This window comes from Psychrobacter sp. JB193 (genome assembly GCF_002285555.1).
GTDB lineage: Bacteria > Pseudomonadota > Gammaproteobacteria > Pseudomonadales > Moraxellaceae > Psychrobacter > Psychrobacter alimentarius.
Genome location: NZ_NRGY01000002.1, coordinates 1036012 through 1062189 on the forward strand (window position 1 = coordinate 1036012; position 26178 = coordinate 1062189).

The following is a 26178-nucleotide window of genomic DNA, read 5'->3' on the forward strand; positions in this document are numbered from 1 at the left end:
CTTTTAGCATTATAAGATGTGTTCAGGATAAACAGTTAAGCGTGCGGTGTGATGGCAGGCATGAGGTCATGGAAGGTGCGACCAGAAGCGGTCTCACCAATTGCATGCATTTTCCACTCATTGTTATGACGATACACTTTTGCCATTATCATTGCCGTATGGCTGCCTTGCGCCGATAGATTATAACGGGCAACCTCGACATTGTTGTTGGCATTGACAATACGGCAAAATGCATTCGATACTGTCTCAAAGGTCTGACCAGTAAAGCTATTAACAGTAAAAACAAGCGACACAACATTGGCAGGGATTTTTGATAGGTCAACATTGATGACTTCATCATCGCCTTCACCGTCACCCGTACGATTATCGCCAGTATGCACGATACTGCCGTCTTTTGAGGTAAGCTGACTGAACCAAATCGCATCAACGGCTTGTTTGTTCGCATCAAACATGATGCAAGAGGCGTCTAAGTCAATAGAATCACCACCGCTGCCGCCACCAAATAATTTTCCCAAAAACCCACTTTTTTTATCTTGTGGGCCTTGGGCGACATCCCAACCCAAACCCAACTTTACCTGTGTAAGGTCGCCGCCAGCTTCTTTGCTGAGAGAGATTTTTTGACCTTTTTGTAAACTAATCGCCATGAGATAATCCTTATAATAATTATGAATGAATCGTTAAATGACATCTGTTTTTAAGCAGTTTCGTCTTAGAGAGCGTTATTGTTCTATAGGATACATCGCTATAAGATATTGTTTAAAAACCCGCTATTACCACCGCGTCCACCCGAGCTTGTGCCCAAGATGCTTTGTAGCCAGCCTTGATAACTGTCTCGATTGCGCGAGCAGATAATGACTTTACCCGTACCAGAGAAGTTCAATACCATGCCTTCGCCGCTGGTGACAGAATTGATAATATTGCTCATGATGCCTTTTTTCTTACTAGTGGACACAGACAGCTTATAATCCAGGTTTGAGTCCCAACACACCACGTGTCCATTATCGATAATGACGTCTTTATCTGGTGTCACATCAATCTCAAACAACGAACCAAAACCCGATACGACCACTTGGCCTTGACCCTGTGTTTGCATGACCATAAAGCCGCCAGTATCACCAAACACGGCACCACCCAAGTTACGCTGAATATTGGCTCTGATATCAACGCCTGTCTGGGCGGCAACAAAAGCACCATCACTCAAGGTATACTGCTGCGCACCGACATCAATAATCTGCATGTCGCCGTCGAGCGTTGGCGCAAGTAAACAATCCCCTTCGCCATTAACCGCTTCGATCTGCTGCTGAAATAAGGACTCATCGTTTGCAAACCGGCGCATCAATGATTGCATAAACCCGCCTTGCAACTTACCTTTAAGCTCAAGATTTGATTCCATCATTACCATTGCATTGGCTTCACAATAGATCGAGTCGCCTTTTTTGAGATTGCAATGCAAAAAAGGTTCAATGGTTCCAATTAAGCTGAATGTTGCGGCCATGATTTACAAGTCCTTATTCTAATACTTTGAAAATGTATGCTTATGACACATGATTTTATATGTCGATATTCTAAAAAAGCCATCAAATGTATAAACGATTACACTTGATGGCCTATGTTTGATCCAATCAAAATTTGATTGTACCAATTAAATGAGCAAATAATGATGCTGGTAAAACGTTACACGTTCACACCGTAAGAAGCCGCTAATGGGCCAAGACCACCGCTAAAGCCTTGACCAACGGCACGGAACTTCCAATCGCCGTTATGACGATATAATTCACCAAATATCATCGCAGTTTCAGTGCTACCATCTTCTGACAAGTCGTAACGGGCAATTTCAGCATTGCCATTGTCATTTAAGACACGGATATAGGCATCGCCAACTTGACCAAAGTTCTGGTTACGGCCTTGACCTTCATAGATGATGGCACAGATTGCAACTTTGCTGACATCAGATGGGATACTAGCAAGATTGATTTTGATTTTTTCGTCATCACCATCACCTTCACCAGTACGGTTGTCGCCAGTATGCTCAACAGCGCCATTATCTGATTTTAGGTTATTAAAGAAAATGAAATCTTGGTCGTTACGTACTTTGCCTGCTTCATTAACCAAAAAACCAATCGCATCTAAGTCAAATTCTTGCCCGTCAGTGGCACGTGGATCCCATCCAAGACCGACTGTGATATTGGTTAAACCTGGCGCTTCTTTTGATAAATTTACGTTGCCGCCTTTTGTTAAACTGATAGCCATACAAAGATCCTTTAGATTAATAATTAAGTGGATTAAGTGATAGAAAAAGTAAACTAAAAATGATGTGTTTATGAGCAAAAGTGGCAAATACATCTAGCTGTATGCCATGCTCTACATATCACTACGCTTTACTATACTAAGCGTTTGCTGACTAAGCAAGGCGTATTTTGTGCGCTTACTATATGTTTACCAAGAGACATAATTGATGTTTACTAAGAGAAATAATTGCTGGTTATCTCTGATACTTTTTAACACTCTCTTTATATTAGTTAAGGTTAAACGATCAAAAAATACTTGGCCCAAGCATGTTTAATCGGAAAAAACCGACCAGCCCGTTTTTTCTACGAACAGCTCTAATGCTTTTAATCCAAGCTTGGAGTTTCCGATATGATCAAGCCCTGGCGACCAGACAGCGATAGAGCCTTTACCGGGGGCTATGGTCAAAATACCGCCACCAACGCCACTTTTACCGGGTAAACCGACGCGATAGGCAAATTCACCAGAGCCATCATAATGCCCGCACAGCATCATTAGCGAGTTAATCCTTCTTGCCCGGTGCTCGTTGATCACGCGTACCCCTGAGTGCTTATCAACCCCGTTAGAGACTAAATAGAGACCGGCGCTGGCTAATTGCTGGCAATTCATCGCAATCGAACATTGATGAAAGTAAGTACCCAACACCTTATCCACATCGTGCTTGAGACGACCAAAGGATTTCATAAAGTGTGCAAGCGATGCGTTACGGTCTTTATGCTCCATCTCGGACGCTGCCACTTTGTGGTCAAAACGGATGGACTCATCGTCCGTAATAAAGTGCACAAACTGCAGAATCTCACCCAATACTTCTCTAGGTTCGTGACCCATCATGATCGCATCCACCACCGCAATCGCACCGGCATTAATAAATGGATTGCGCGGTCGACCAGTTTCATGTTCCAGCATGACGATTGAATTAAAGGGATCACCTGATGGTTCACGACCAACGTGTGTCCAAAGTCCATCGCCCAACTTGCCAAGACCAATGGTTAGGGTGAATATTTTAGAGATACTTTGGATCGAAAACAGAGTGCTTGCATCACCTGCTGTATACATTTGTCCGTCAGGTGTCGCTACTGCAATACCAAATTGATTTGGATCTATGTGGGCCAGTTGCGGAATATAATCTGCTACTTTTCCACGATCAGTCTCAAGCGCCATCTGTGCGGCAATATCATCAAGAATTTGTTGCATATAAGTTGTATAGCCGTATTTCTGTTGGTGAAGGTTGTGTTATAAAGGATTGTACTGATAAAGCAGCGATTTTAACCGAATATAGAGTCACAAGGACGAAAAATTTGCATTTTGAGCAAAAATGGCTTTATGACATCGGTATCTTAAATATCAGCTCCATGAAGGAAGTAGAGTCATGCAAAAAAAAGCAGACCATATCTGATGATATAATCTGCTTATATAAGACGTATCGTATTAATAATACGTTTTAATTCAAATGGGCTTCTTTAGCTTTTTCGAGCTTGCGGTGCTTTAGTGATGCCCATAGTGCAAAACCAATAAAGGCGATACCGATAAGACCAGTAATCAGCTCAGGTACGTGGAATTTTACAGAAAGCAACATGATAACGGCAAGTGCACCGATGGCGTAATGCGCACCATGCTCAAGATAGATAAATTCATCAAGTGTGCCTTTATCTACTAAGAAAATAGTCATTGAACGCACAAACATTGCACCAATTGCAAGACCAAGCATAATCACGATGACGTCGTTAGTAATAGCAAATGCACCGATCACACCATCAAAACTGAACGAAGCATCAAGGACTTCTAAATATAAGAAACCGATAATACCACCCTTCATGATAGCGCTAGTGGCAGCACCAGTACTATTGCCTTGAGCGTCTAGTTCTTCTTCAAGATCGCCCTCAAGCATACCAGAAATTACTTGCACCCCCAGATATACTAGGATACCCCAAACGCCTGCAATTAATACCGCACCAGCTTGCTCAGCAGTCGCCCAAGATACTGAAATCATCAGGACAATAAGGGCTACGAATACGCTCATGGCATCGACTTTACCCAGTTTTGCTAAGCGACTTTCAAGCCAATCGAACCAATGTACTTCTTTGTCATCAAAGATAAAGTTTAAGAATACCAAGAGTAAGAAAATACCACCAAAGGCTGAAATTTCAGCGTGATGTGCCATCAATCTGGCTGAATATTCTTCAGGGTTATTCAGTGCCAAATCAATCACTTGCATCATGCCAAGATCGGCAGTCACTGCGACGATGACAATAGGGAATACTAAGCGCATACCGAATACGGCGATCAAAATACCAACGGTTAAAAATATCTTTTTCCAAAATTCGTCCCAGCCCTTAAGGACTGAGGCATTGACCACCGCATTATCAAACGATAATGAAATCTCCATAACGGCCAAAATAGCGGTAATGGATAGGGTAGTTATCAGGCCACCCATACCGCCATGTGAATATCCCCACCACGCTGCTATTGCTAGAGCGATGGCTGTGAAGATAAAATCTAAATAAAAATGTCTCATGACACATCCTGTCTGGTTGCGTAAAGCTAAGGTCAGTCTAGTATAAACACGCCATAAAAAAGTGGTTATCACTAACCACTTTTTATGTATAAATTCAGATGAAACATAAAGTATTATTGACCATTTGGCTATCAATAATTGTGACTATTTTGCAACTAGACATGTTTTATATTTCAAGGCGAAACCCTTGTTTAGATATCAACACCATACTGCTGACACATGGCTTGCAAACCGCCTGAATATCCTTGACCGACGGCACGGAATTTCCACTCACCATTGTGACGATATACTTCACCAAATACCATGGCTGTCTCGACAGAGTAATCTTCTGCTAAGTCAAAACGTACGACTTCAGTGCCCGTTTCTTCATTAACCACACGGATAAAAGCATTGGCGACTTGCCCAAAGTTCTGATTACGAGTAGCGGCGTCATGGATGGTTACCGTCACTACAATTTTATCGATATCAGCAGGTACTTGAGTAAGGTTTACCTTGATGACTTCATCATCACCATCGCCTTCGCCAGTACGATTATCACCTGTATGCTCAACGGAGCCATTATCGGATTTTAACTGGTTATAAAAGATAAAGTCATGGTCGCCACGTACTTTGCCTGCATTATTTAGCAAAAAGACACTCGCATCGAGATCGAACTCAGCGCCAGAAGTTGCACGCTCATCCCAGCCAAGACCGATCAGCAGCTTGGTCAAATTTGGGTCAGTTTTTGTTAGCGATAAATTACCGCCTTTATTAAGTGATAAAGCCATGAAATTGTCCTTATTATTAGAGTCAGTGAAAAGTTCAAATACATTTATAATCATGAAAAAAGCAATGTTTGGCAAAAAATGACACAAGACCATTACTTGATGACGCTCTATCATAACAACAAAAAATGACCCAATCAAAGCTGATTGGGTCATTGTTATGTTTTATCTGAATTGAACACAAAAACAAAGTGTTAGGTACTGTTTATACTTTAAAGACAATTTTAATGGTCACTATGCTTTGATTATTAAGTAATTACTTAAAGCTAAGTGGTCGCTTACAGGCTTTGGCGATGACGAATCTCAAAACTCTGATGGATGGGTTTTTTGATATTGAAATCAAACCCGATCGTTTTTTGTGTGATATCGATAATATCGTAGCGCTGGGTCAACTGCTCATCTAACTCAAACCGAGTAAAGTTATTAGAGAAATACAAGACACCATCAGATGTTAGACGATTCATCGCACGGTTGATAAGGGCCGCATGATCACGCTGTACGTCAAAGGTACCTTGGAACTTTTTAGAGTTCGAAAAAGTGGGTGGATCAATAAAGATAATGTCAAATTGCTCAGTATTGTCTTTGATCCATTCAAAGATATCAGCGGCAACGAACTGGTACTTATTGCGACTGACATCCAGACCATTGAGTACAAAGTTTTGTTTGCCCCAGTCTAGGTAGTTTTGTGACAGATCAACACTGGTCACTTTTTTGGCGCCCGCCAAAGCAGCATGCACACTCGCTGTACACGTATAAGCAAATAGATTTAATACGGATTTGCCGCGACTGTTATCTTTGATACGTGCACGCATATTACGATGGTCAATGAACAAACCCGTATCGAGATAATCGGTAAAATTAACGTAAAGATAAGCGCCGTCTTCACGCGCAACATAAAATTTACCACGCTTCTCAGTATTGCCCTGTTTGCTATACTGATCATTACCAGATTGGCGCGCCCGTGTTTTGATAAAGATTTGTTCACGGTTGATGCCAAACACTTCACGAATACCCATCAATGCCAAATTAAAGCGTTTTTTAGCAGTTTCTGGTGGAATCGTTTTGGGCGGCGCATACTCTTGTACGTGAGCGTAATCACCGTATAAATCGATGGCCACTTTGAAATCAGGCAAATCAGCATCGTAGACGCGAATATTGCTGACGTTGTCTTTTTTGGCAAGTTTTTTAAGTTTGGTCAGGTTTTTTTGCAACCGATTGACGAAGTCTTGTCCATCTTCCACGTCAATCTCATGTTTCTCAAAGTGGCTCACAAGGTTGCCTGTTTGCCCAGCGATTAAAGTACCGTAACGGAAGTAAACCGTGATAGCACCATTGTGACAGCGCAAGGTTTTCGGTTCCTTAATTGGCAATATATCAACTTGTTCGACATTGGACGCCAATATGCCAACCATTGGATTGATATCACTCGCCGCAAAACTGTCTTGCAAAATCAGACCCAATGCGTGATACAACGGCTTGATCATCTCTTCGTCACCCAAACGCTCTCCATAAGGAGGATTGGTAATGACGAGTGGATTACTCATTCTACCATCATCAACCAAGGGTTTTAGGACACCACTAAGCTGATCCAATGCACGCGTTTCAATATCGAGTAGGGGTAATAAGTCTTGCAAGCCTGCGGCGATGAGGTTTTTTTCAGTTGCCACAATCGCGCCGCTATCTGCATCAAATCCCAAGATTAAAGGTAGGGTATCTGGTTGCTCATTAGCAATTTCTAATGCTTCACGAAAACGCATCTGCGCATCATCAATCATCTCTTGCCATAACGCATCATCATGATGCTGCCATTGATAAAAACCAAATTGATTGGAAGCTTTATCAATACCCACTGCATAATCACAATGCATGAGTAGGGCTTCGATAATAAAGGTGCCAGAACCACACATCGGATCAACAAGCGCATCGTAAAAAGGCGCGTTGCCTGCTTCGTTTTTCTGATGCCAGCCTGCGCTATAGAGTAGAGCCGCTGCCAGGTTTTCCTTCAAAGGCGCTTCAGTCATTGCCACACGGTAGCCACGGCGATGCAAACTGGTTCCTGACAAATCCAAATACAGCTCGGCTTGTTTGTCATTTACCGTTGCAAAAATGGAAAAGTCTGGATTTTTACTGTCTACATTAGGACGACTGTCATAAACTTCGTTAAACGTATCTGCAACGGCATCTTTGATACGCAGCATCGCAAACTGCTGGCTGACAGCCACGCGTTTATCAACAGACAGACGAATCGCAAAAGTTTGTTCTAAGTTAAATTGCTCAGTCCAATTGACTGATTTTGCCAAACCATAGATCTGTTCAGCCACATCATATTCGGCATTTATGTTTCTACGTTTGATGAGCATCAATACCCGAGACGCGACGCGCGACCAGAGACAAATAGTATATAGATCACGTAAGGTGCCAGTGACCGCCAGACGCCCCGTGCTTTTAATATCGCTTACAATACCAAAACTTGTCAGCTCAGTCTGTAGCGGCGCCTCAAGCCCATCGGCACAGGTGATGATAAGATCAAGCGACAACTCTGATGGAGAAGCAGCTGAAGTGGCGGTTGCGGTTGTTACGGTCATACGAATACCTGTGAGCTAAATTGACAAAAAATGCGAATAATGAAATGGGCGATTTAACCAGTAATTTTACCATAGTTCAGGGTAGGATGGTCTAAAGTGCTTATGTTTAAAAAGACGTTTCAATACGAGAATGATTGACTGTCAAAAATTTAAGATGAGTTTATAACATTAATGATCGTTTTTCGTCAGTGGTACACCGTCTGAAACCATTGATGTTGCAGCCGTAAAAGATTTGGTGGCGATAGGATGATCGGTCTCACTTGGCATCAGCAAACGCATATGGGGGTAGGGGGTAGAAACACCTGCATTATCAAAGGCACGTTTGATGTCTTCTCTTAAGTTCTCTTTAATAATGGGCATGCGAGCAACAGCAGCAGGTTTTACCCAAAAACGTACGATAAAGAACACGCCATATTCGCCAATTTCTGCCACGGTGGCTGAATGTTCAGGTCGACTGAGTATCACCTCAGTATCAGTGAGTACTTGTAAAATCTCTTTACGTGCTGTGGCGATATCATCTTCAAAAGCAATGCGGACACGAATGTCAAAACGTATAAAGTTTTTTGAGGTCAGATTAATGACTTCAGATGAAGCAACATTAGAATTTGGGATAATGACGGTGATGTTGTCGCGAGTCAAAATGTGGGTCGTGCGCAAAGCAATCAGTACCACGCGGCCTTCATTTTCATTGATATGGATCCAATCGCCAACCTGAAAGGATTGCTCAAGCAAAATAGTGATACCAGCAATAAAGTTGGCAAGCGTTGATTGCGCTGCAAAACCTACTGCCAATCCGACAATACCCAAACCTGCAACCAATGAGACGATATCAAAGCCAAACTGCGCCATGACGCTGGCAAGCCCAAGTACCAGTAGTAACACAGACAAAATATTTTTGAGCAGCTGCTCTATAGAAGCGTTGAGTCCATAATGCTGCAATACTCTATGAATAACTTGTCCTGACGTGGCCCAAAGCACGTAATAAATACCGGCCCAAGTGCTTGCTTTTGCTGTGGCTTCAATCGTTTCTGGTTTAAAATTCATTTGACTCATAATCGCGATAAAACTGGCGACGATCCAAATATAGCGCAGCACTGAGCGCACAATTTTGGTACGTCGCTCATTTAGCCGAATTTTTGTTCTACTTTGCTTAACCATATAAACCGTGAGCCAATAAAAAAATCCCAATATGGCAAGCAGTATTAGGATTTTTATACCAGTACTGGTCAGCTCAACCGCTTGGGATTTCCAATCAAACGTTTCCTCTTCTATAGAACCGCCAAGTCCAAGATAAAGGCTAGTATGGAGATCATTAACAATCTCTTCAAAAAAATCCTTAATACTAGCAATTTGCATTGTTCAGTCCATGCGGTATGTGAATGGCATTAGGTTGTTAAGCAGGTAACCTGAGTGACGATTACTATTGAATACATCTAATACTAAATGTATCGGTTCTCTTATTGCTAACCTTATTATTAAAAGTTATTTTCTTGGGTGTCATGAAACTGATAGGGAATTTCCATTTTATGCTGGACATCTTGTAATGCGGTTCTTAGACCTTCTAGTATCGTAGGATGGTAAAAAGGCGTATTTAACAGGTCTTTGACACTCAAATCATTGGTAATCGCTGTTGCTAAAATATGTCCAATGTACTCGGCATCAGGCCCAACCATGCTCGCCCCTAATACTCTGTCGGTTTTTTTACAGCCGTAAATATGCAATAGACCACAGTTGACGCCCATGACACGACTACGACCTTGATTATCAAAACTGACGCTACCCACGACGTATTTTAGGTCTGGATCTTGTTGGATTTCTGGAAGCGATTTGCCAACGTTAACAATTTGTGGAGAGCAAAAAACGATAGAGAAAGGTATCGCAGGAGGGCGAATATAAGCGTCTTCATTATTTTTGCAGACCATACTGCCCGCACTATAGCCTTCATCACTAGCAACATGTAGCAATGGGATATGAGCATTGGCATCACCAACGATATAGACATTCAGATCACCAATCTGACCTGTTTTTTTGCTCAGATCTTTAGGACGGTTTTTGTCATCAAGCTCAACGCCCAGATGTTCAATGCCTAGCTGTTTTATGTTGTTGCGACGGCCTGTTGCGACCAGTACATATTCACCTTGCCATTGCTGTAACTCACCAGCACTGTCTTCATAATCAATAAATGCAGCAGTCCCTTCATTTTCAATAGTATTATGACCAACCTCGTTAATTTTACTGCCCAAATGCATGGTCAATTGACTACTTAAACAATCAATGGCTTTGTTATTAATGTCATCATCTTTAAGACCAGCAACGCGTTTTTCTCGATTGAATAAAGTGACGTCTACGCCCAAACGTTTGAATGCTTGTGCGAGTTCAAGTCCTATTGAGCCTGCGCCGATTACTGCCAGTGACTTTGGCAAATCTGCCAGCTCAAACACAGTATTAGAAGTTAGAAGTGTATCGCCAAGCTTATCGGCCCAACCCTCTGGAATAAAAGGCGAGCTGCCAGTGGCAACGATAATTTGACTGGCCTCAATCAATTCGTCGTTGACTTCAATCAAACCCTGCTCGTTGATATGAGCATGGCCGGCAATTTTTTTATCATCCGGCCAACTGTCTACTTGTTTTTTGATATAACTAGCAAAATGACTGCGCTCATCACGCACGCGCTGCATGACTTGCTTGCCATCTATCTGAGTGGTGGTATGAATACCAAATTCTGTAGAATGGTTGGCATCATGGGCACGATCAGCGGCTGCAATCAGTAGCTTACTAGGCATACAGCCGACAGCGATACAGGTGGTTGTCCAAAATCCTTCATTGATAATGACGACATCATCGAACATTTTACTGGCTTGGCGAAAGGCATTTTGACCAGCTGTACCAGCGCCAATAATAGCCACAGAGACCTTACGAGTGACTTTGGATGAGGCATTATCAGCAGAAACGCTAGACGGTTTATTCATATTATTCTCAAGTAATGTTTTATTAGTAAGGAATGTCTTTATTATTTGGTCCTAGATTTTTATCATAACGTTTGTTCACAGCCATTTCATAATTTTTTTATCAGGTATGGTTTTAGTTTTGTGATGAAGTGGTCAATGTTTCAAGCAAACGCTCGGTGTAGCCTTTAGCACGTAGGTTTCGTTGAGCATGAGTGAGCTTACCTTCGGTATTAAAAACAAAGGCCGAACGTACCAGCCCTAATGTGATATTGCCATACATGTTTTTCTCTTTGATCACATCAAAGTATTGGCATAACTTTTCATCAGTATCGCTGATAAGCGCGATTTGTAAATCTTGCTTTGCAATAAATTTTTCGTGTGATTCTACGCTGTCACGTGATACGCCAATAATATCGTAGCCTAAATCATCAAACTCGTTCAGCTGAGCTGTAAATTCTGTCGCTTGCGTGGTACAGCCTGGCGTATTGTCTTTGGGATAAAAATAAAGGATAAGGCCTTTATTGGTATTGGCGACCATCTCTTTTAAACTAATCTCATCATGAATAAAATGTCCATCCAATTCTCTTACCATGGTGACAGGAAAGGTTGGTAACGTGATGTCTTCTGTGGTTGGCTTTGCCATTGTAGATTCCTTATTGGTTTTGTTTATATGTGATTGGTATATTTATAGATATCTTATTATAGGCAGATTTGCAGCAATTAATGATGAGTTTTACACTTTGTTTCTGTATTGGCAACAAAAAAGACTGGCAATAGCCAGTCTTTTGTATATCAACCTCATGATGGGTTAAGCAGGTTTTTGTGGCTCTTTTAAATCCAAGCCTACTGTGCACTGCTGCAAGTCTTTTTGCATTTTTTTCACATAAGGCAAGTTTGAAGGGTCTTTTTTGTCTTGCGCGTAGCTTTCGATTTCCCACATTTGACCAATAGTCATATTGCTTCGAACGCCGATAGTACAGCTACACAATTTAGTCGCATTGCCTTTATCAGCGACTTTGTATTTGACCGCACCATTAACGCAAGTATTGATATTGTTTTGTTTAATATCAGCAGCGTTTGCTTGTGGAATCACAAACATCGCTGCTAGGGCTAGGGGTAACATCGGCAAAAACTTCATAAACGTCCTCTTAAAGGTGGTGTCAATTTCTTAAATCTTGTACTCAAGTTAGAGTCAGGTCACTCGTATGCGAATGCTTCATTGCATGATAAGTAAATATTGATACGTGCAAGCGCTCATACCATAGCAAGTATAGCGATTAAAATACAACGGCAGCTTGCTGTGTTAATGCAAGTAAATGTTTCGCTAGTGTTTACTATCACTGTTTAATCATAATCGCTATTCTAATGATTATTAAGCTTGATAGTGAGTGGGATCGGCAACGCCTGCTTGGGCGAATCCCTGACGGCGTAATGCACAGCTGTCACAGACACCGCACGCAAGACCGCTGGCATCTGCGCGGTAACAAGAAATCGTTTGACCATAATCAACACCTAACGACAAACCAAGCTCAATAGTTTGAGCTTTTGACAACTGCTGTAGAGGAGTTTGAATAGACAAGTGGTGACCAGTGACCCCAGCTTTGGTGGCAAGATTTGCCATGTGCTCGAAGGCTGCAATGTATTCTGGGCGGCAGTCAGGATATCCAGAGTAGTCGACTGAACTGACCCCGATAACAATGTGATTTGCATCCGTCACTTCGGCAACTGCCAATGCATAAGACAAAAAGATGGTATTACGCGCTGGCACATAAGTGTTGGGTATGGCGTCGTTATCAATCTCATCGTGCTTTTTATTGGGGAACTTATCGGCATCGCCATCAGGTACGATCATGCTGTGATCGGTCAATGAAGAGCCACCCAGCTGAGCAATATCAATATCGATTATTCTATGATTGACCTCAGCTGCTTCTGCGATGGCCTTTGCTGCTACAAGCTCGCTATTGTGACGCTGACCGTAATTGAAGCTGACCGCAGTGACAGAGGCATAACGCGCCTTAGCCCAATACAAACAAGTGACTGAATCAAGTCCGCCTGACAGTAGGACAACAGCGTTCTGACGCTTATGAAGGTCAGATACGTTGGCATCAGAGATTGGATTGATAGAAGTGTCCTGCGTAGTAGCGTTTGTCATAGTGGTATCTATTATTGGTTTACGAAAACGGGTATTTTAGCAAAAATACCCTCATTACAGAACCATGAGGCTATGATAAAAACAGTATCAAATATAAAGCGCGTGGATTGTCTTGACCGTGTCAACTCTCTCAAAAGAAAACATAAAGCAATAAAACACTATATAGGCATAAAAATTTTGTATATAAAAAGGTCAAACGACCAAGGCAATTTGGTATTTAACTTCATAATTTAATGTCATATTTTCAAACTATTAACAATATTTGTTATAATCGCTGCTTTCAGAACCTCCATGCTAATCCCTTTTTGCTAATGGCACTATGACCCCGCTTTTTAGCAAATGGTCTAACAGCAAAACCATCATTGTAAAGATATTGAGTAATTTATGACCGCAGCGACCTTGTTTACGCCACAGATCACGCCTGAGCTTGATGATACCGGCTTAGATAATCATGCCACAATAATTGAGAATGAGGGCGTGGACTATGATGATGCCGCTGATGATATGAGTGAAGAAGCGCTTATAGAAGGGCAGACAACCTCTCCTGAATCTGCTCAGTTTCGTAAGTTACAGAAAAAGCTACGTAGACAAGTCTCTTGGGCAATTCGTGACTTCAATATGATTGAAGATGGCGATGTGGTGATGGTCTGTGTCTCAGGTGGAAAAGACAGTTATACGTTGCTCGATATTTTATTGTTGTTGAAGCGTATTGCACCAATAAGCTTTGATATCGTCGCTGTCAATCTTGACCAAAAACAACCTGGATATCCTGAAGATATCTTGCCTGCGTATTTAAATGAGCAAGGTATTGCCCACTATATCTTAGAAAAAGACACTTATAGCATCGTAAAAAGCGTGGTACCAGAAGGCAAAACTTATTGCTCAGCATGTTCGCGTCTGCGTCGCGGCTCTTTGTATGGTTTTGCCAAACAAATCGGTGCCACCAAAATTGCACTGGGTCATCACCGAGACGATATGCTCGCCACCTTCTTTTTGAATTTGTTTCATGGTGGAGCGCTCAAGTCGATGCCGCCTAAGCTACTCAGTGATGATAAGCAAAATCTGCTTATCCGTCCGTTGGCGTATGTTGAAGAAAAAGACATCATTGAGTATGCGCGTTTAAAAGCGTTTCCTATCATCCCTTGCAATCTCTGTGGTAGCCAGACCAATCTACAACGTGCCATCATCAATGACATGTTGAGAGAGTGGGACAATGCCCACCCACAGCGTTTGGCCTCTATTTTTAAAGCCATGCAAAACGTAGCACCGTCTCAGCTCGCGGACCGTGAGTTATTTGACTTCGAGCGATTAAGTCTTGAGCGTGATGACAACGAGCGCGTCTTTGAAGGTGATAACATTCAAGCAGGGCAGACCGATAGTTTGGCCGAGATTGGCTTGCCAGTGTCGCCAAAAACACAAACTTTTAACCCAAAGTTCGCGAGTGACAACAGTAACGACCAGCTTTCGACAGGTACAGAAAAAGTAGCAGAGCACAATCGTACTATGCAAAAAATACCTACAATCAATCCTGTTCTATAAGATTGCACTCTCATTGTAATAAAAGGTTCAAGAACAAAAAAACCAGCCATTGATAAGCAATGGCTGGTTTTTATGATGCTATTGGGCATGACAAATAAAATTAGCTTTCTGCAAAAACAGGTAGTGGGCTGAAACTAACCTCCGAGCGAGGCAGTTTGGCCACATCTTGCATACGCCAGTCTTCCTTACCATCATGACTGACTTGTAAGTAGTATTTGGCTTTGACAGGATCGATATCTACTTGTGCACTGTATTTATTACCATCCTCATGCTGTAACACCACATCGCGATCTTTTTTGATATCAGTGGCATGTGAGATAGACAACGCCAGCTCTTTTGGATACACGAGCGGTGTCCCATCTAACAATTTACCTGATTGTAAGCTTTGCTTAGGATAATCCAAATAAAAAACCACATTCCCATTGTCTGAAAACTGCATTTTACCATGCAGGTCTAAATCGTACGTAAGCTTATCACGTGATACATCCTGATAAAGAGTCTTTCCATCCATATACCAATCATCACGTACTACACTGTCACGAATCTGGTAAGAGTAATAAACAAACCAAATGCAAGCGACCACCACAAATGCAGGCATGCCAATGACAAAGATGACAACCATGTAGTTTTTATACCATGGCTGAGAATCTTGATGTTTAAAGTTCGATATTGGAGTAGACATAAAATACCTATTAACTGTATCAACGGATAATCTGACGGCAGTATGCTGCCAGTTAATGATAAATAAGTCCTCCATTCATTTTAGATTAATGGAGGACATATAAGAACCTAAGTAGCTAATATCTTAAAATTACTGGCCTTGAGTGGTGAAAACGTTTTGTTTGCTGACTTTGTACTGACCATCTTCGCTGGTCACATTTAGAGTAATGGGTGTTTGACCAAATTCAATAACATCAGGATCACCATAAATACTGACAGGCATATCAAAGCTTTCGCCTGCTTCTAATGGTACATCATTAAACCGTAACTCTAAACTCAAACCCTCTTGTGGGGCAAGCGTAATTTTATAATTATGAGCATCCTGCGTCTTATTAGTCAGTTTAACGATATAGCTATTTTCGATCATGCCTTGCGTGTTTACAGAGGACAGCTGATTGCGGTCACGACGAATATCAATCTCTAATGGAACACGATCGGTTAGCGCATAGATAATGCCACCACACAATATCCCCAATAGTGCCAGATAGGCAAACAATCGCGGACGCAACACTCGGCTGGGTTCTTTTTCCGCCAATTGACGCTCTGTAGTATAGCGAATCAGTCCACGGGGATAGCCAACTTTATCCATAATTTCATTACAGGCATCAATACAGGCTGCACATTGGATACACCCAACTTGTAGACCATCTCGAATATCAATACCTGTTGGACAGACCTGAACACACATCTGACATTCAATACAGTCGCCTAAATCTTCAGGATTTGTGCCTTTTTTGCGAGCACCTCGAGGCTCACCGCGCTCATAGTCATAAGATACAACTAAGGTGTCTTTATCGAACATCACACTTTGGAAGCGCCCATAAGGACAGATCTGAATACACATTTGCTCACGCATGTAGCCAGCGTTGGCATAGGTTGCAAACGTAAAGATAAACATCGAAACCCAGATCCATGTCGGCCAATCTGGGATTGGCACCACACCAATCATTTGCCAGCTTTGATACAGATAATCTGTTCCAGCAACGTAGCTGACAAAGGTTGCTGCTGTAATCACTGAAAACAGAAACCAGATAAAATATACCAAAGAGCGCTTAAAAACTTTTGTCGCACTCATTGGTGCTTTATCAAACTTAATTCTCTTATTGCGATCGCCAATCACCCACTTTTCAACATATTGATACAGATGTGTCCAAATCGTTTGCGGACACGCATAGCCACACCAAACACGGCCTGCATAAACGGTCACCACGAATAAAGTAAAGGCTGCAATAATTGCAAATATAGCGATGAAATAAAAGTCTTGAGTCAAAAAGGTCATGCCAAAGATATAGTAATGCTGTGAAGGCACATCAAACCATATTGCTTGCCGATCATTGTAACGTAGCCATGGCAAAAGCAAAAAAGCAGCCAAAAGCGCATACATGGTAATAACCCGAATATTCTGATAAAAACCTTTAACAAACCTAGGGTGAACACGATGCTTGGTTGCATCAAGATCTACTTGTTGCACAGGAATTTTATTAGAGTGTTGTGCTGACATAAACGTGCCTCTTTTAAAAAAGAATCAGTTTGCTGGCATGATGAACAAACACCTGTACTAATCAGATGTATGAATGTGTGATGTTATCCATGTCAGTAAGCGGCGGATAAAACAGAAATACAGTCCAGATCCACTACTAAAAATCGATTGCGAATAAATGGCTTAATAAAAATCAATAATGACGATGAAGATCAGTAACTTATAGGACAATTTAAAATGCCGTTATTTTAACATTATCCCTACTATAAATGGGGTAATGATCTTAAAAAGCAATCAATATGTAAGAATAACTGTCTATTGAACAGTCATTTTACGACTTCAATTTATAGAGAATAAATCTTCTAGTATAAAAAGATAAAAAGGGAGAACTGTTATGACAGTTCTCCCTTTACTAAAGCTTGTCCATTTTAATTAAAAAGCTAAGTCAGAAATATCAATTAGCAGTTGCTGTTTCAGTTCCTGCAGGTTGAGCGGCAGTATTAGCAACGGCTGATTGAGTAGCAGAAGTACTAGCAACAGCTGGTTGAGCGGTCTTATCTGATAAAGAATAGACATAGGCTGCAAGAAGCATAATACGCTCATTACCTAACTTGGTTTGCCACTCAGGCATGACACCCGCACGACCATAACGTAAGGTCTCACGAATAGTCTCACGGTCGCCACCATATAACCAGATTTTGTCCGTTAAGTTTGGCGCGCCAGTTGAAATCATACCTTTGGCATCATTACCGTGACAAAGTACACAATTGGTAGGCTGATTAAATATTGCCTTACCTTGAGCAACCATTGTTTGATCTAGCTCATAATCTTGCTGATTACCAGAGATAGATAAAACATATTCAGCTGCCGCACGTACGCCATCTTCACCGATTTGATCACGCCACGCTGCCATACCACCGACGCGACCATTATGTAGTGTCGTCAAGATATTTTCAGGTGCGCCACCATACAACCAGTCGTTATCCGTCAAATTAGGATAGCCAACTGCGCCTTTAGCATTTGAGCCATGGCATACTGAGCAGTTCTGTAAGAACAAACGACTACCCACTTTTAAAGCATTTGGATTTTCAGACAACTTCTCAACGTAAGGAGCAAGTTCTGCTACTTTTCCATCAATCTTAGTCTGTAGGTCGGCAGGTGGATTTTCACTATGACTTCTTGCTGACTGTAGCTGAGCAAGTTCGGTCAAAGTAGACGTCGCACCGCTGGCATCCGCTTGCGCTAAAATGTTCTTTTCAAAGTTATCAGTAAATACTTTATTGTTACTTTCAAGGTCACTATATAGCTCGTTCTTAGAGGTCCATGGCACAGTTTCGCCATCAACTTCTACGGTGGCAAGTCCTTCCCATTTTCCTGGAACCATTGCTGGGAAAAATACCCAATATACAACTCCCCAAGCGATAGACCCAAAAAATATTACTAACCACCATTTGGGTAAGGGTTTGTCATATTCTTTAATGCCATCATAAGCATGACCTGTTGTACCGTCGTCTTCTAGCTTTGGCTTGTATTTCAATACCATTAGTAAGATGCCGAGGATAAATGCCCAACACGCGAAACTTAGTAAGGTAATCCAAGAACTCCAAAAAAATGTCATCGTTCATCCTTATTGCGCTGCTCTTCAGACAAAGCTTTTACATCTTTGTCATCAAGCGCAAGTTGTGCATCTTCTTCGAAACGTTTTTTGTTTTTTGGCGAATACGCCCACCATGCAATACCTACGAAAGCAATAAAGGCAGAAACGGTCGCAATTGTTTGTAATTCACCAATACCCATTAGCGCTGTCCTTCCATCGCAGTACCTAGCTGCTGTAGATAGGCAACCAAAGCATCAAGCTCAGTGGCGCCAAGAACAGCATCAGGAGCCCCTTCGATATCTTCTTCAGTATAAGGCACACCAAAGCGATCGCGGAATAGACGCATTTTAGTTTGAACGTTCGCACCATTTACTTCGTTAGTAGCAAGCCATGGAAAGCCTGGCATGACTGATTCAGGTACTAGCGAACGAGGATCAATCAAATGCTGTTTCTGCCAATCTTCGGAGTAGCGGCCACCAACACGTGCTAGATCAGGTCCAGTACGTTTTGAACCCCATAAGAACGGGTGGTCCCATGTTGATTCAGCAGCACGCGAGTAGGGTCCATAACGTTCAACTTCAGCACGCAGTGGACGAACCATCTGTGTATGGCAAACGTGACAGCCTTCACGAATATAGATATCACGGCCTTCAAATTCTAATGCAGTCCAAGGCTCCATAGAGGGAAGGGGAGCGTTCACACCACCTTCTTCAGGACCTTTATAGTCATAGATCAACGGCACGATTTCAACTAGCGTTGCAAAGCTAATAGCAATAACGATACCGATGACCAACAAGCCTGTATTTTTTTCAATAATTTCATGCGGTGTACCAGCCATGATCGCTCCTTATACGTTAGCAGCTGTCGAGGTTTCATCGACACTAGGTTCATGATCAGTTGGATCTGCAATGTCCACAGGTTTACCTTCTGGCATCTTGAGCGTTTTATAGCAGTTATATGCCATAACGAACATACCCGATACATATAAGAAGCCACCAAAAGCACGACCCATATATGGAAAATGTGAGAACTCAACGGTATCAACGAAACTGTATACCAAAGTACCATCAGGATTCGTTGCAAGCCACATCATGCCTTGACCAATACCTGAAATCCACATAGATACGATATAGAAGATAGTACCTGCAGTTGCCAACCAAAAATGCGTGGTAATTAAGCTAATAGAGTACATCTTTGGTTTATTATAAATACGTGGTAACAAGACGTATAATGAACCAATAGTAATCATACCAACCCAGCCAAGCGCACCTGAGTGAACATGACCAATCGTCCAATCCGTGTTATGTGATAACGCATTGACCGTTTTAATTGACATCATTGGGCCTTCAAACGTCGACATTGCGTAAAACGATAATGCCACGATCATAAAGCGAATGATGGGATCGGTACGCAGCTTATCCCAGCTACCTGAGAGGGTTAATACACCATTAATCATACCGCCCCAAGAAGGTGCGAATAGGATAATAGAGAACACCATTGCTAGAGATTGTGTCCAATCTGGCAAGGCTGAATAATGTAAATGGTGACCACCTGCCCACATGTACGAAGCAATCAATGCCCAAAAGTGAACAATAGACAAACGATAAGAGTAAATAGGACGACCAATCTGCACCGGGACAAAATAATACATCATCCCAAGGAAGGCAGCCGTTAAATAAAAGCCGACCGCATTATGTCCGTACCACCACTGTACCATTGCATCGGTCGCACCACTAAATAACGAATAAGACTTAAACGCACTAACAGGAATTGCCATGCTGTTCACGATATGCAGCAGTGCAATCGTAATAATAAAAGCGGCAAAAAACCAGTTAGCCACATAAATGTGTGAGGTTTTACGTTTGATGAGGGTCCCGAAAAAGACAATGGCATAAGATATCCATACCAAGGCAATTAAAATATCGATTGGCCACTCAAGCTCTGCATATTCTTTAGACGAAGTCAGACCTAAAGGAAGCGTAATAACGGCTGATACAATAACCGCTTGCCAGCCCCAAAAGGTAAACCAAGCCAGATAAGGAGCAAATAATCTTGTCTTACAAGTACGCTGAACAATATAGTAAGACGTTGCGAACAGGGCAGAACCACCGAACGCAAAAATGACCGCATTAGTATGTAGCGGTCTTAGACGACTAAAGGTCAGCCATGGAATATCAAAGTTAAGTGCTGGCCATACTAACTGCGAAGCAATGAACACCCCAATACTCATGCCGACGATGCCCCAAATCACGGCCATTGTCGTAAAAAATCTTATGACAGTAATTTCGTACTCACGGTCCACTGGGGCGACTGCTGTGTTTTGTAAACTCATTGGATGATTCCTTTACAGCCCGAATTATCAACAGAATTAACTAATGCACCGCATCATCTGCATTATAAAAATTTATAAGCAAATAATGATTGCGGGATATACTGCTTTTTGATTCACTTATTACCGTAACGCTATTAACTATCGCTTTAAGCGTTCTCTTATATTAGCCAGTACTAATAAATCAGAAGAGAAAACTGAAACACTCAGTGCTCATAGCTAGTCGATAGTAGGATTGTTAATAGGTTAAATAAGAAGATGCGCCGTTTTTTAACATCAAACCTCTGATGAGGTTAAGTATTTATCTTCATTATTATCAAAAAATTTGCACCAATAAAGACAGATACTAATATTCATAGAAAACACATGGCAATAGACTTGTGCTAGCGGCGGCTGACAAAAAAACAGGTTTATGTAATATTTAGTTAAAACTCCCGACTCTGTTTAAGGGTATTGTAACGCAATCTTAATGAAATATCATTAGGACTATGCGCCAAAATACAAACTCTTTAGTAAAAATATTAGCGATCAACTTGTTACCACTGGGTTGTCTCTTCATTTTATACCCAAACATATCACTATTCTAGGGATATGTTTGGGTATAAAAATAGCCAGAGTGCTTCAGTGAACGCAAAAATACGAGCAATATTTTTGTAACAATTGCAGTCTAAGCGATGTAAATAGGTTTTACTTATCATTAAGTCGCCCCTTATAATGAGGCAGAAAAAGAGCGATGCTAGCGCCTGTCTATGTCGATACTATCTGCTCTATTTTATAATTCAATATTTAATTGGACGAGAGCGAAACGACTCAGTCCTACATAATACCAATTAAGGAAAATAACATGGCCGTATTTTTGACAAATGAATGGTTTGAGCAAGTAGAGCAAATGGGGAATGAAGCAGGTGAGCTTAACTTGCCACCAGCACTTGCCAATATGATCGTCAATTTGAAGGTATCTGACGCTGAGCAAGATATTGAAGCCAACTTTACGAATGGGTTGTTACATCGCGGTTTGAATGATTCAGCAACAACGACCTTATTGCTTGATCGCGATATTCTACAATCTATTATCACTGATTTTGATACCAATCAAATCATGGGTGCATTCATGAGTGGCAAGATTCGTGTCGAAGGCGATATGTCACAGTTGATGGCAGTACAGACAGCGCGTCCAAGCGCGGAGCAAAAAGAGTTATATAGTCGTATTAAGTCAGCGACGACAATGGCTTAGTGATTTTTAGACTTGTCTAAAAATCATAACAAGAAAGCCCCTAATAGATATTAGGGGCTTTTTTATTGACTCAGCATATACTCAAATATTTTTCTTACTCAATCAACTGGCTTTTGATTGCTGGGTAGCATTTTGTTGATTTTCTTTATAGATAGCCGCTTGTAACCAGACGTTTGCTTGTACATAGTCATTGACTTCAATAGCCGCGGTCTCTGGTGTATTCAGTGCGCCAATCCGCATCACAAATGGATCTGCATCTTGTTCACGCAATACTACCACGTCAAATAAAATGATGGATTTGTCATTAAATACCGTGTTTTGCTTGCCCAGTACTTGACCTTGACACCATGCTTCGTCTTCTTGTCCTAGAGTGTCGCCAAATAGATAAGCGCACATATGACCCAAGTTGATTTCTACTGGTGCCATTTGTGCTTCGGTCTCAGGTTTCCATTCGCTGATCTGTGCTTGCAGATCGTCCGGAATTTGACCATCGTTGGCCGCCACGATGTCATTAAACGCACGGTGATAACGGATCGATTCTTGATCTTCTACCATAATCACCTCATTTTGTTCGCTTGGTTTGATTTCGTGTGCCCAAGCACTCAAGTTCACAAAATAAGACGTATCACGCTGATAGAGATGGCGATTGGTTGTATAAAGCTGGTCAAAGGCATAAATGATACTGCCATCAGCCGTACGTAAACGTAAAACGGCATCGTGCGAGCTGTCATTGGCAATGACGCGCTCAATTTTACAGTTCAGCCCATAAGGGCTGTCGACACAAGGGTAGGCATTGATAAAGCATTCAGGCTTACCATTTTTCATGGCCAGTACCTGGTTGATATGGCAAGGTTGGTTTTCAGATAGCAATAAGCAGCTGTCTTGAGCGCTCACATTGCTATTAAGACCTTTAGGCATTGCCGCTTTTTCAATCATCTTTTGTAGCCATTCTGGCACGTCATGACTCATGTCATCGGTTAAGATACGCCAATGATCAGCGTGACCTGCAGATTGCTCATCGGTTAAGGTGATTTTGGTAGGGGTTTGGATATTTTTATATTGGTAATTAATAGTCATGAAAATACTCAAAATTAAGTCAGCGTGAAGTTTGAACCCAAAACTGCTGTTGCGTATGTACCATACAATACTTAACGATATTGGTTTATGATAGTCAGCAATGTGATCATCAGCATAGAGTCAACAAACAGCAATAAATGGTTAATGACAATTGTCCTTAGCATACAATATATAGGTATTGACGCAAGTAATAGCAAGTCCTTCATTAAAAATAGTAACAAAACCCAAATTTTTATCAGAAAATATACTCAATTTTCGCTAATGAGTGGCACATATCCGACAAATTGTGTCAAACTAGCTCCCTTTTGACAGCTGTCTTTGAGCTGCCTTAAACCCTGTTTTTGTGTTCGATTTGTATGTGAGTATGGCAAATGCAAGCGCATGGTGCATTTGATATGGCTCATTTTATAACATATATAAAGTCGCACGTAGATAAGATAAAGAGTTTGAATATGTTTCGTCCTTTAGCGTTATTTATCGGCTTACGATACACCCGAGCAGAACGCAGTAACCGTTTTATCTCCTTTATATCACTCATCTCGATGATTGGTTTGACGCTGGGAGTGGCTGTATTAATAACGGTGCTGTCGGTCATGAATGGTTTTGATCGTGAACTCAAAACCCGTATCTTGGGTATGGTGCCGCAAGCAACTGTCGTCTCAACCGAAATCATCGGTGATTGGCAGCAATTGGCTGATAAAATCAAAGAAGATCCAGAAGTAGCAGCCGTAGCTCCCTTTATTCAGTTGCAAGGCATGCTGACCTCAAATGGGCAGGTTGCCGGAATCATGGTCACAGGTGTCGATCCTGAGTATGAAAAAAAGGTTTCAATCATCAATGATCATATGATTGAAGGCAGTATCGATACCCTACAAAGTGGCGATTTTAGCATTGTGCTGGGTGAAGAGATGGTACAGTCATTAGGGCTACGTCTTGGCGATAAAGTCACACTAGTACTGCCAGAAGCTTCGCCTTCGCCTGCAGGCGTTATACCGCGCTTCAAACGGTTTACCTTAACAGGTATTTATACGATCAGTCCTGAAGTTGATAGTTTGATGGCATTCATTCCAATGAACGATGCTGCAAAACTACTACGCCTTCCTGATGGAGCACAAGGTGTGCGTATGAAGCTCAATGATATCTTCAATGCGCCAATGGCATCAGAAAAAGCAGCAGCGATCGCGCCTGAACGCTTATATCCTAATAATTGGACGCAAACTCACGGCAATCTATTTGGCGCCATTCAAATGGAAAAAGCCATGGTAGGCCTGCTGTTATTCTTAATTATTTTGGTTGCAGCCTTCAATATCGTGTCAAGTCTAGTCATGCTTGTCACTGATAAAAAAGCAGATATTGCGATTTTAAAAACTTTTGGCGCATCTCCTCGTTTGATTACGCAGGTCTTTATGGTGCAAGGGGTTGTTATTGGTGTTATTGGTACGATTGCCGGCACGATATTGGGCGTAATATTTGCGCTCACTGTTAGCGATATTTTAGGCTTCATTAATCAGACTTTTGGTCTGAATTTATTTGATGCTTATTTCGTTAACTATTTGCCATCGCAGTTACGTTTGTTAGATGTTGTATTGATCACAGGCGCTTCGTTCATCTTAAGCTTCTTAGCAACCATCTATCCAGCACGCCGAGCAGCTAGAATCCAGCCAGCACAAACCCTACGTTATGAATAATTAGAAACATTAGTAGCCCAAGATATGAACAATGTCCCTTAAAATATAAGCATGTTTTAAGGGAGTCTTGGGTTTCTAGAGGCTAATTAAACTTGATGAGGCATCAACCTCAGTATGAATAGAATAAAGGAAGCATCATGTCTGCCATTTTAGAGGCAAAAGATATCAATAAGATATACGATGAAGGGGCAGTTAGTACGCAAGTATTGACTGGTCTTGATTTGACTGTTCACCCTGGCGAACGCATTGCTATCGTTGGTACCAGTGGTTCGGGTAAAAGTACTTTACTACACTTGCTTGGTGGTCTTGATACACCAACCAGCGGCGAAGTCTGGCTTCATGGGCAATTGCTAAATAGTATGAATGAAACTGAACGTGGTGCCATGCGTAACAAGTATTTAGGATTCATCTATCAGTTTCACCATCTTCTGGCGGAATTTACAGCCGTTGAAAACGTTGCTATGCCTTTACTGATGCGTCCAAAAGTATCGATAAATGAAGCGCGTCAACAGGCAATTGATATCCTAGAGAGTGTTGGCCTTGAGCATCGACTGGCACATCGACCAGGTGAGCTGTCGGGGGGCGAACGTCAGCGTGTTGCCATTGCCCGTGCGCTTGTGACCAAGCCCTCGCTTATTTTGGCAGATGAGCCGACAGGTAACTTAGATTATGATAATGCACAGAGTGTTTTTGGGCTGTTATCAGAATTGCAAAATACCATGCAAACGGCATTACTCATGGTGACCCATGACCGTAATCTGGCGGCATTGGCAGATCGCCAGCTTTTGCTACGTAATGGTCATTGGGAACAATATTAAACCTGCCACGCAGCAATGTGAAATCAGCAAGACAAGAAAAAGACATCATAAAAGAATGATTAGTCACTCGCCATTTCTGATAACGAGATAAGGATGAATACAATGAACGCAAACGACGATCCAATTGAAGCTTTCGGCAGCGCTGAAGAAGGCAACGAGCCATTAAAGCCTTATATGGATGTAACGCTATTTGATACGTTTGATAGACACGCACAGGTAGAGATTTTAACGCCTGTTTTTGATGCCATTACTCTGGCTGGTGCTGATTTTGATCTAAAAGCGCAAGACAGTGCAACGGGCAAACGCTACACACTACTCAAAAATGACGAAGTGATTGACGTTTTTGTTATGAATGCAAATCTTGCTGATGAGATTCAAGTGGCAATGGAAAACAGCAAAGACGAAGAGTGATTGAAACAAACAGCCGCTTTACTGTTTAGAGTGAG

The 26178-nt window shown here is 41.8% G+C and carries 24 protein-coding genes; 5 read left to right on the top strand and 19 right to left on the bottom strand.

The window, feature by feature from the left end:
• Positions 1-35: 35 nt before the first annotated feature.
• The 12 genes from CIK80_RS12445 to queC all read right to left on the bottom strand — a co-directional run bounded on the left by CIK80_RS12445 (position 36) and on the right by queC (position 13250).
• Positions 36-644 carry a TerD family protein gene (locus CIK80_RS12445; protein WP_095570242.1) on the bottom strand — a complete coding sequence of 203 codons (609 nt, stop codon included), beginning with the start codon at positions 642-644 and terminating at the stop codon, positions 36-38.
• 98 nt (positions 645-742) lie between these two features.
• On the bottom strand, positions 743-1495 hold the full coding sequence (locus tag CIK80_RS12450) for a TIGR00266 family protein (protein ID WP_062845002.1): 753 nt from the start codon (positions 1493-1495) through the stop codon (positions 743-745).
• A 179-nt stretch (positions 1496-1674) separates the two neighbouring features.
• Positions 1675-2250, bottom strand: coding sequence for a TerD family protein (locus CIK80_RS12455; RefSeq protein ID WP_062845001.1), 576 nt, complete (start codon positions 2248-2250; stop codon positions 1675-1677).
• Positions 2251-2559: 309 nt separating this feature from the next.
• Positions 2560-3480 carry a glutaminase gene (locus tag CIK80_RS12460; protein ID WP_062845000.1) on the bottom strand — a complete coding sequence of 307 codons (921 nt, stop codon included), beginning with the start codon at positions 3478-3480 and terminating at the stop codon, positions 2560-2562.
• Between the two features lie 247 nt (positions 3481-3727).
• Positions 3728-4801, bottom strand: a complete 1074-nt coding sequence (locus tag CIK80_RS12465; RefSeq protein ID WP_095570243.1) for a DUF475 domain-containing protein — start codon at positions 4799-4801, stop codon at positions 3728-3730.
• A gap of 191 nt (positions 4802-4992) precedes the next feature.
• Positions 4993-5568, bottom strand: coding sequence for a TerD family protein (locus tag CIK80_RS12470; RefSeq protein ID WP_062844998.1), 576 nt, complete (start codon positions 5566-5568; stop codon positions 4993-4995).
• Positions 5569-5843: 275 nt separating this feature from the next.
• Positions 5844-8150, bottom strand: coding sequence for a bifunctional 23S rRNA (guanine(2069)-N(7))-methyltransferase RlmK/23S rRNA (guanine(2445)-N(2))-methyltransferase RlmL (gene rlmKL, locus CIK80_RS12475; RefSeq protein ID WP_095570244.1), 2307 nt, complete (start codon positions 8148-8150; stop codon positions 5844-5846).
• A gap of 168 nt (positions 8151-8318) precedes the next feature.
• Positions 8319-9506 carry a mechanosensitive ion channel family protein gene (locus tag CIK80_RS12480; RefSeq protein ID WP_062844996.1) on the bottom strand — a complete coding sequence of 396 codons (1188 nt, stop codon included), beginning with the start codon at positions 9504-9506 and terminating at the stop codon, positions 8319-8321.
• A 119-nt stretch (positions 9507-9625) separates the two neighbouring features.
• Positions 9626-11119 (bottom strand): dihydrolipoyl dehydrogenase, encoded by a 1494-nt coding sequence (locus tag CIK80_RS12485; protein WP_062844995.1) that lies wholly within the window; start codon positions 11117-11119, stop codon positions 9626-9628.
• 112 nt (positions 11120-11231) lie between these two features.
• The gene (locus CIK80_RS12490; RefSeq protein WP_062844994.1) at positions 11232-11741 is read right to left on the bottom strand and encodes a peroxiredoxin; all 510 of its coding nucleotides are present in this window, start codon (positions 11739-11741) and stop codon (positions 11232-11234) included.
• Between the two features lie 165 nt (positions 11742-11906).
• Positions 11907-12236, bottom strand: coding sequence for a hypothetical protein (locus CIK80_RS12500; RefSeq protein WP_062844993.1), 330 nt, complete (start codon positions 12234-12236; stop codon positions 11907-11909).
• Between the two features lie 234 nt (positions 12237-12470).
• Positions 12471-13250, bottom strand: a complete 780-nt coding sequence (gene queC / locus CIK80_RS12505; RefSeq protein ID WP_062844992.1) for a 7-cyano-7-deazaguanine synthase QueC — start codon at positions 13248-13250, stop codon at positions 12471-12473.
• A 384-nt stretch (positions 13251-13634) separates the two neighbouring features.
• On the opposite strand from queC, the gene ttcA reads away from it, so the two are divergent.
• A complete protein-coding gene (ttcA, locus tag CIK80_RS12510; protein WP_062844991.1) occupies positions 13635-14789 on the top strand; it encodes a tRNA 2-thiocytidine(32) synthetase TtcA in 1155 nt (384 codons plus the stop codon).
• Positions 14790-14889: 100 nt separating this feature from the next.
• Here the strand turns inward: ttcA and CIK80_RS12515 are convergent, their stop codons facing one another.
• From CIK80_RS12515 to ccoN, 6 genes are all read right to left on the bottom strand, one after another.
• The gene (locus CIK80_RS12515) at positions 14890-15471 is read right to left on the bottom strand and encodes a FixH family protein (RefSeq protein ID WP_062844990.1); all 582 of its coding nucleotides are present in this window, start codon (positions 15469-15471) and stop codon (positions 14890-14892) included.
• A 129-nt stretch (positions 15472-15600) separates the two neighbouring features.
• Positions 15601-17010 (bottom strand): cytochrome c oxidase accessory protein CcoG, encoded by a 1410-nt coding sequence (gene ccoG, locus CIK80_RS12520; RefSeq protein ID WP_062844989.1) that lies wholly within the window; start codon positions 17008-17010, stop codon positions 15601-15603.
• 433 nt (positions 17011-17443) lie between these two features.
• Entirely contained in the window at positions 17444-18607 is a 1164-nt protein-coding gene (gene ccoP, locus CIK80_RS12525) for a cytochrome-c oxidase, cbb3-type subunit III (protein ID WP_095570246.1), read from the bottom strand.
• The gene (locus CIK80_RS12530; protein WP_062844987.1) at positions 18604-18786 is read right to left on the bottom strand and encodes a CcoQ/FixQ family Cbb3-type cytochrome c oxidase assembly chaperone; all 183 of its coding nucleotides are present in this window, start codon (positions 18784-18786) and stop codon (positions 18604-18606) included. Before CIK80_RS12530 ends, ccoP begins: the two co-directional genes overlap by 4 nt.
• A complete protein-coding gene (gene ccoO / locus CIK80_RS12535) occupies positions 18786-19424 on the bottom strand; it encodes a cytochrome-c oxidase, cbb3-type subunit II (RefSeq protein WP_062844986.1) in 639 nt (212 codons plus the stop codon). Before ccoO ends, CIK80_RS12530 begins: the two co-directional genes overlap by 1 nt.
• Before the next feature lie 9 nt (positions 19425-19433).
• A complete protein-coding gene (gene ccoN / locus CIK80_RS12540) occupies positions 19434-20918 on the bottom strand; it encodes a cytochrome-c oxidase, cbb3-type subunit I (RefSeq protein WP_062844985.1) in 1485 nt (494 codons plus the stop codon).
• A gap of 841 nt (positions 20919-21759) precedes the next feature.
• Between ccoN and CIK80_RS12545 the strand changes: the two genes are divergently transcribed.
• Positions 21760-22149, top strand: coding sequence for an SCP2 sterol-binding domain-containing protein (locus tag CIK80_RS12545; protein ID WP_062844984.1), 390 nt, complete (start codon positions 21760-21762; stop codon positions 22147-22149).
• Positions 22150-22251: 102 nt separating this feature from the next.
• On the opposite strand, the gene CIK80_RS12550 is transcribed toward CIK80_RS12545, so the two are convergent.
• Positions 22252-23226 carry a hypothetical protein gene (locus CIK80_RS12550; protein ID WP_095570247.1) on the bottom strand — a complete coding sequence of 325 codons (975 nt, stop codon included), beginning with the start codon at positions 23224-23226 and terminating at the stop codon, positions 22252-22254.
• Positions 23227-23678: 452 nt separating this feature from the next.
• Between CIK80_RS12550 and CIK80_RS12560 the strand changes: the two genes are divergently transcribed.
• From CIK80_RS12560 to CIK80_RS12570, 3 genes are all read left to right on the top strand, one after another.
• Entirely contained in the window at positions 23679-24914 is a 1236-nt protein-coding gene (locus CIK80_RS12560) for a lipoprotein-releasing ABC transporter permease subunit (RefSeq protein WP_062844982.1), read from the top strand.
• 137 nt (positions 24915-25051) lie between these two features.
• The gene (gene lolD, locus CIK80_RS12565; protein WP_062844981.1) at positions 25052-25732 is read left to right on the top strand and encodes a lipoprotein-releasing ABC transporter ATP-binding protein LolD; all 681 of its coding nucleotides are present in this window, start codon (positions 25052-25054) and stop codon (positions 25730-25732) included.
• A gap of 102 nt (positions 25733-25834) precedes the next feature.
• Entirely contained in the window at positions 25835-26143 is a 309-nt protein-coding gene (locus CIK80_RS12570) for a hypothetical protein (RefSeq protein ID WP_095570249.1), read from the top strand.
• The last annotated feature ends 35 nt before the right edge of the window (positions 26144-26178 follow it).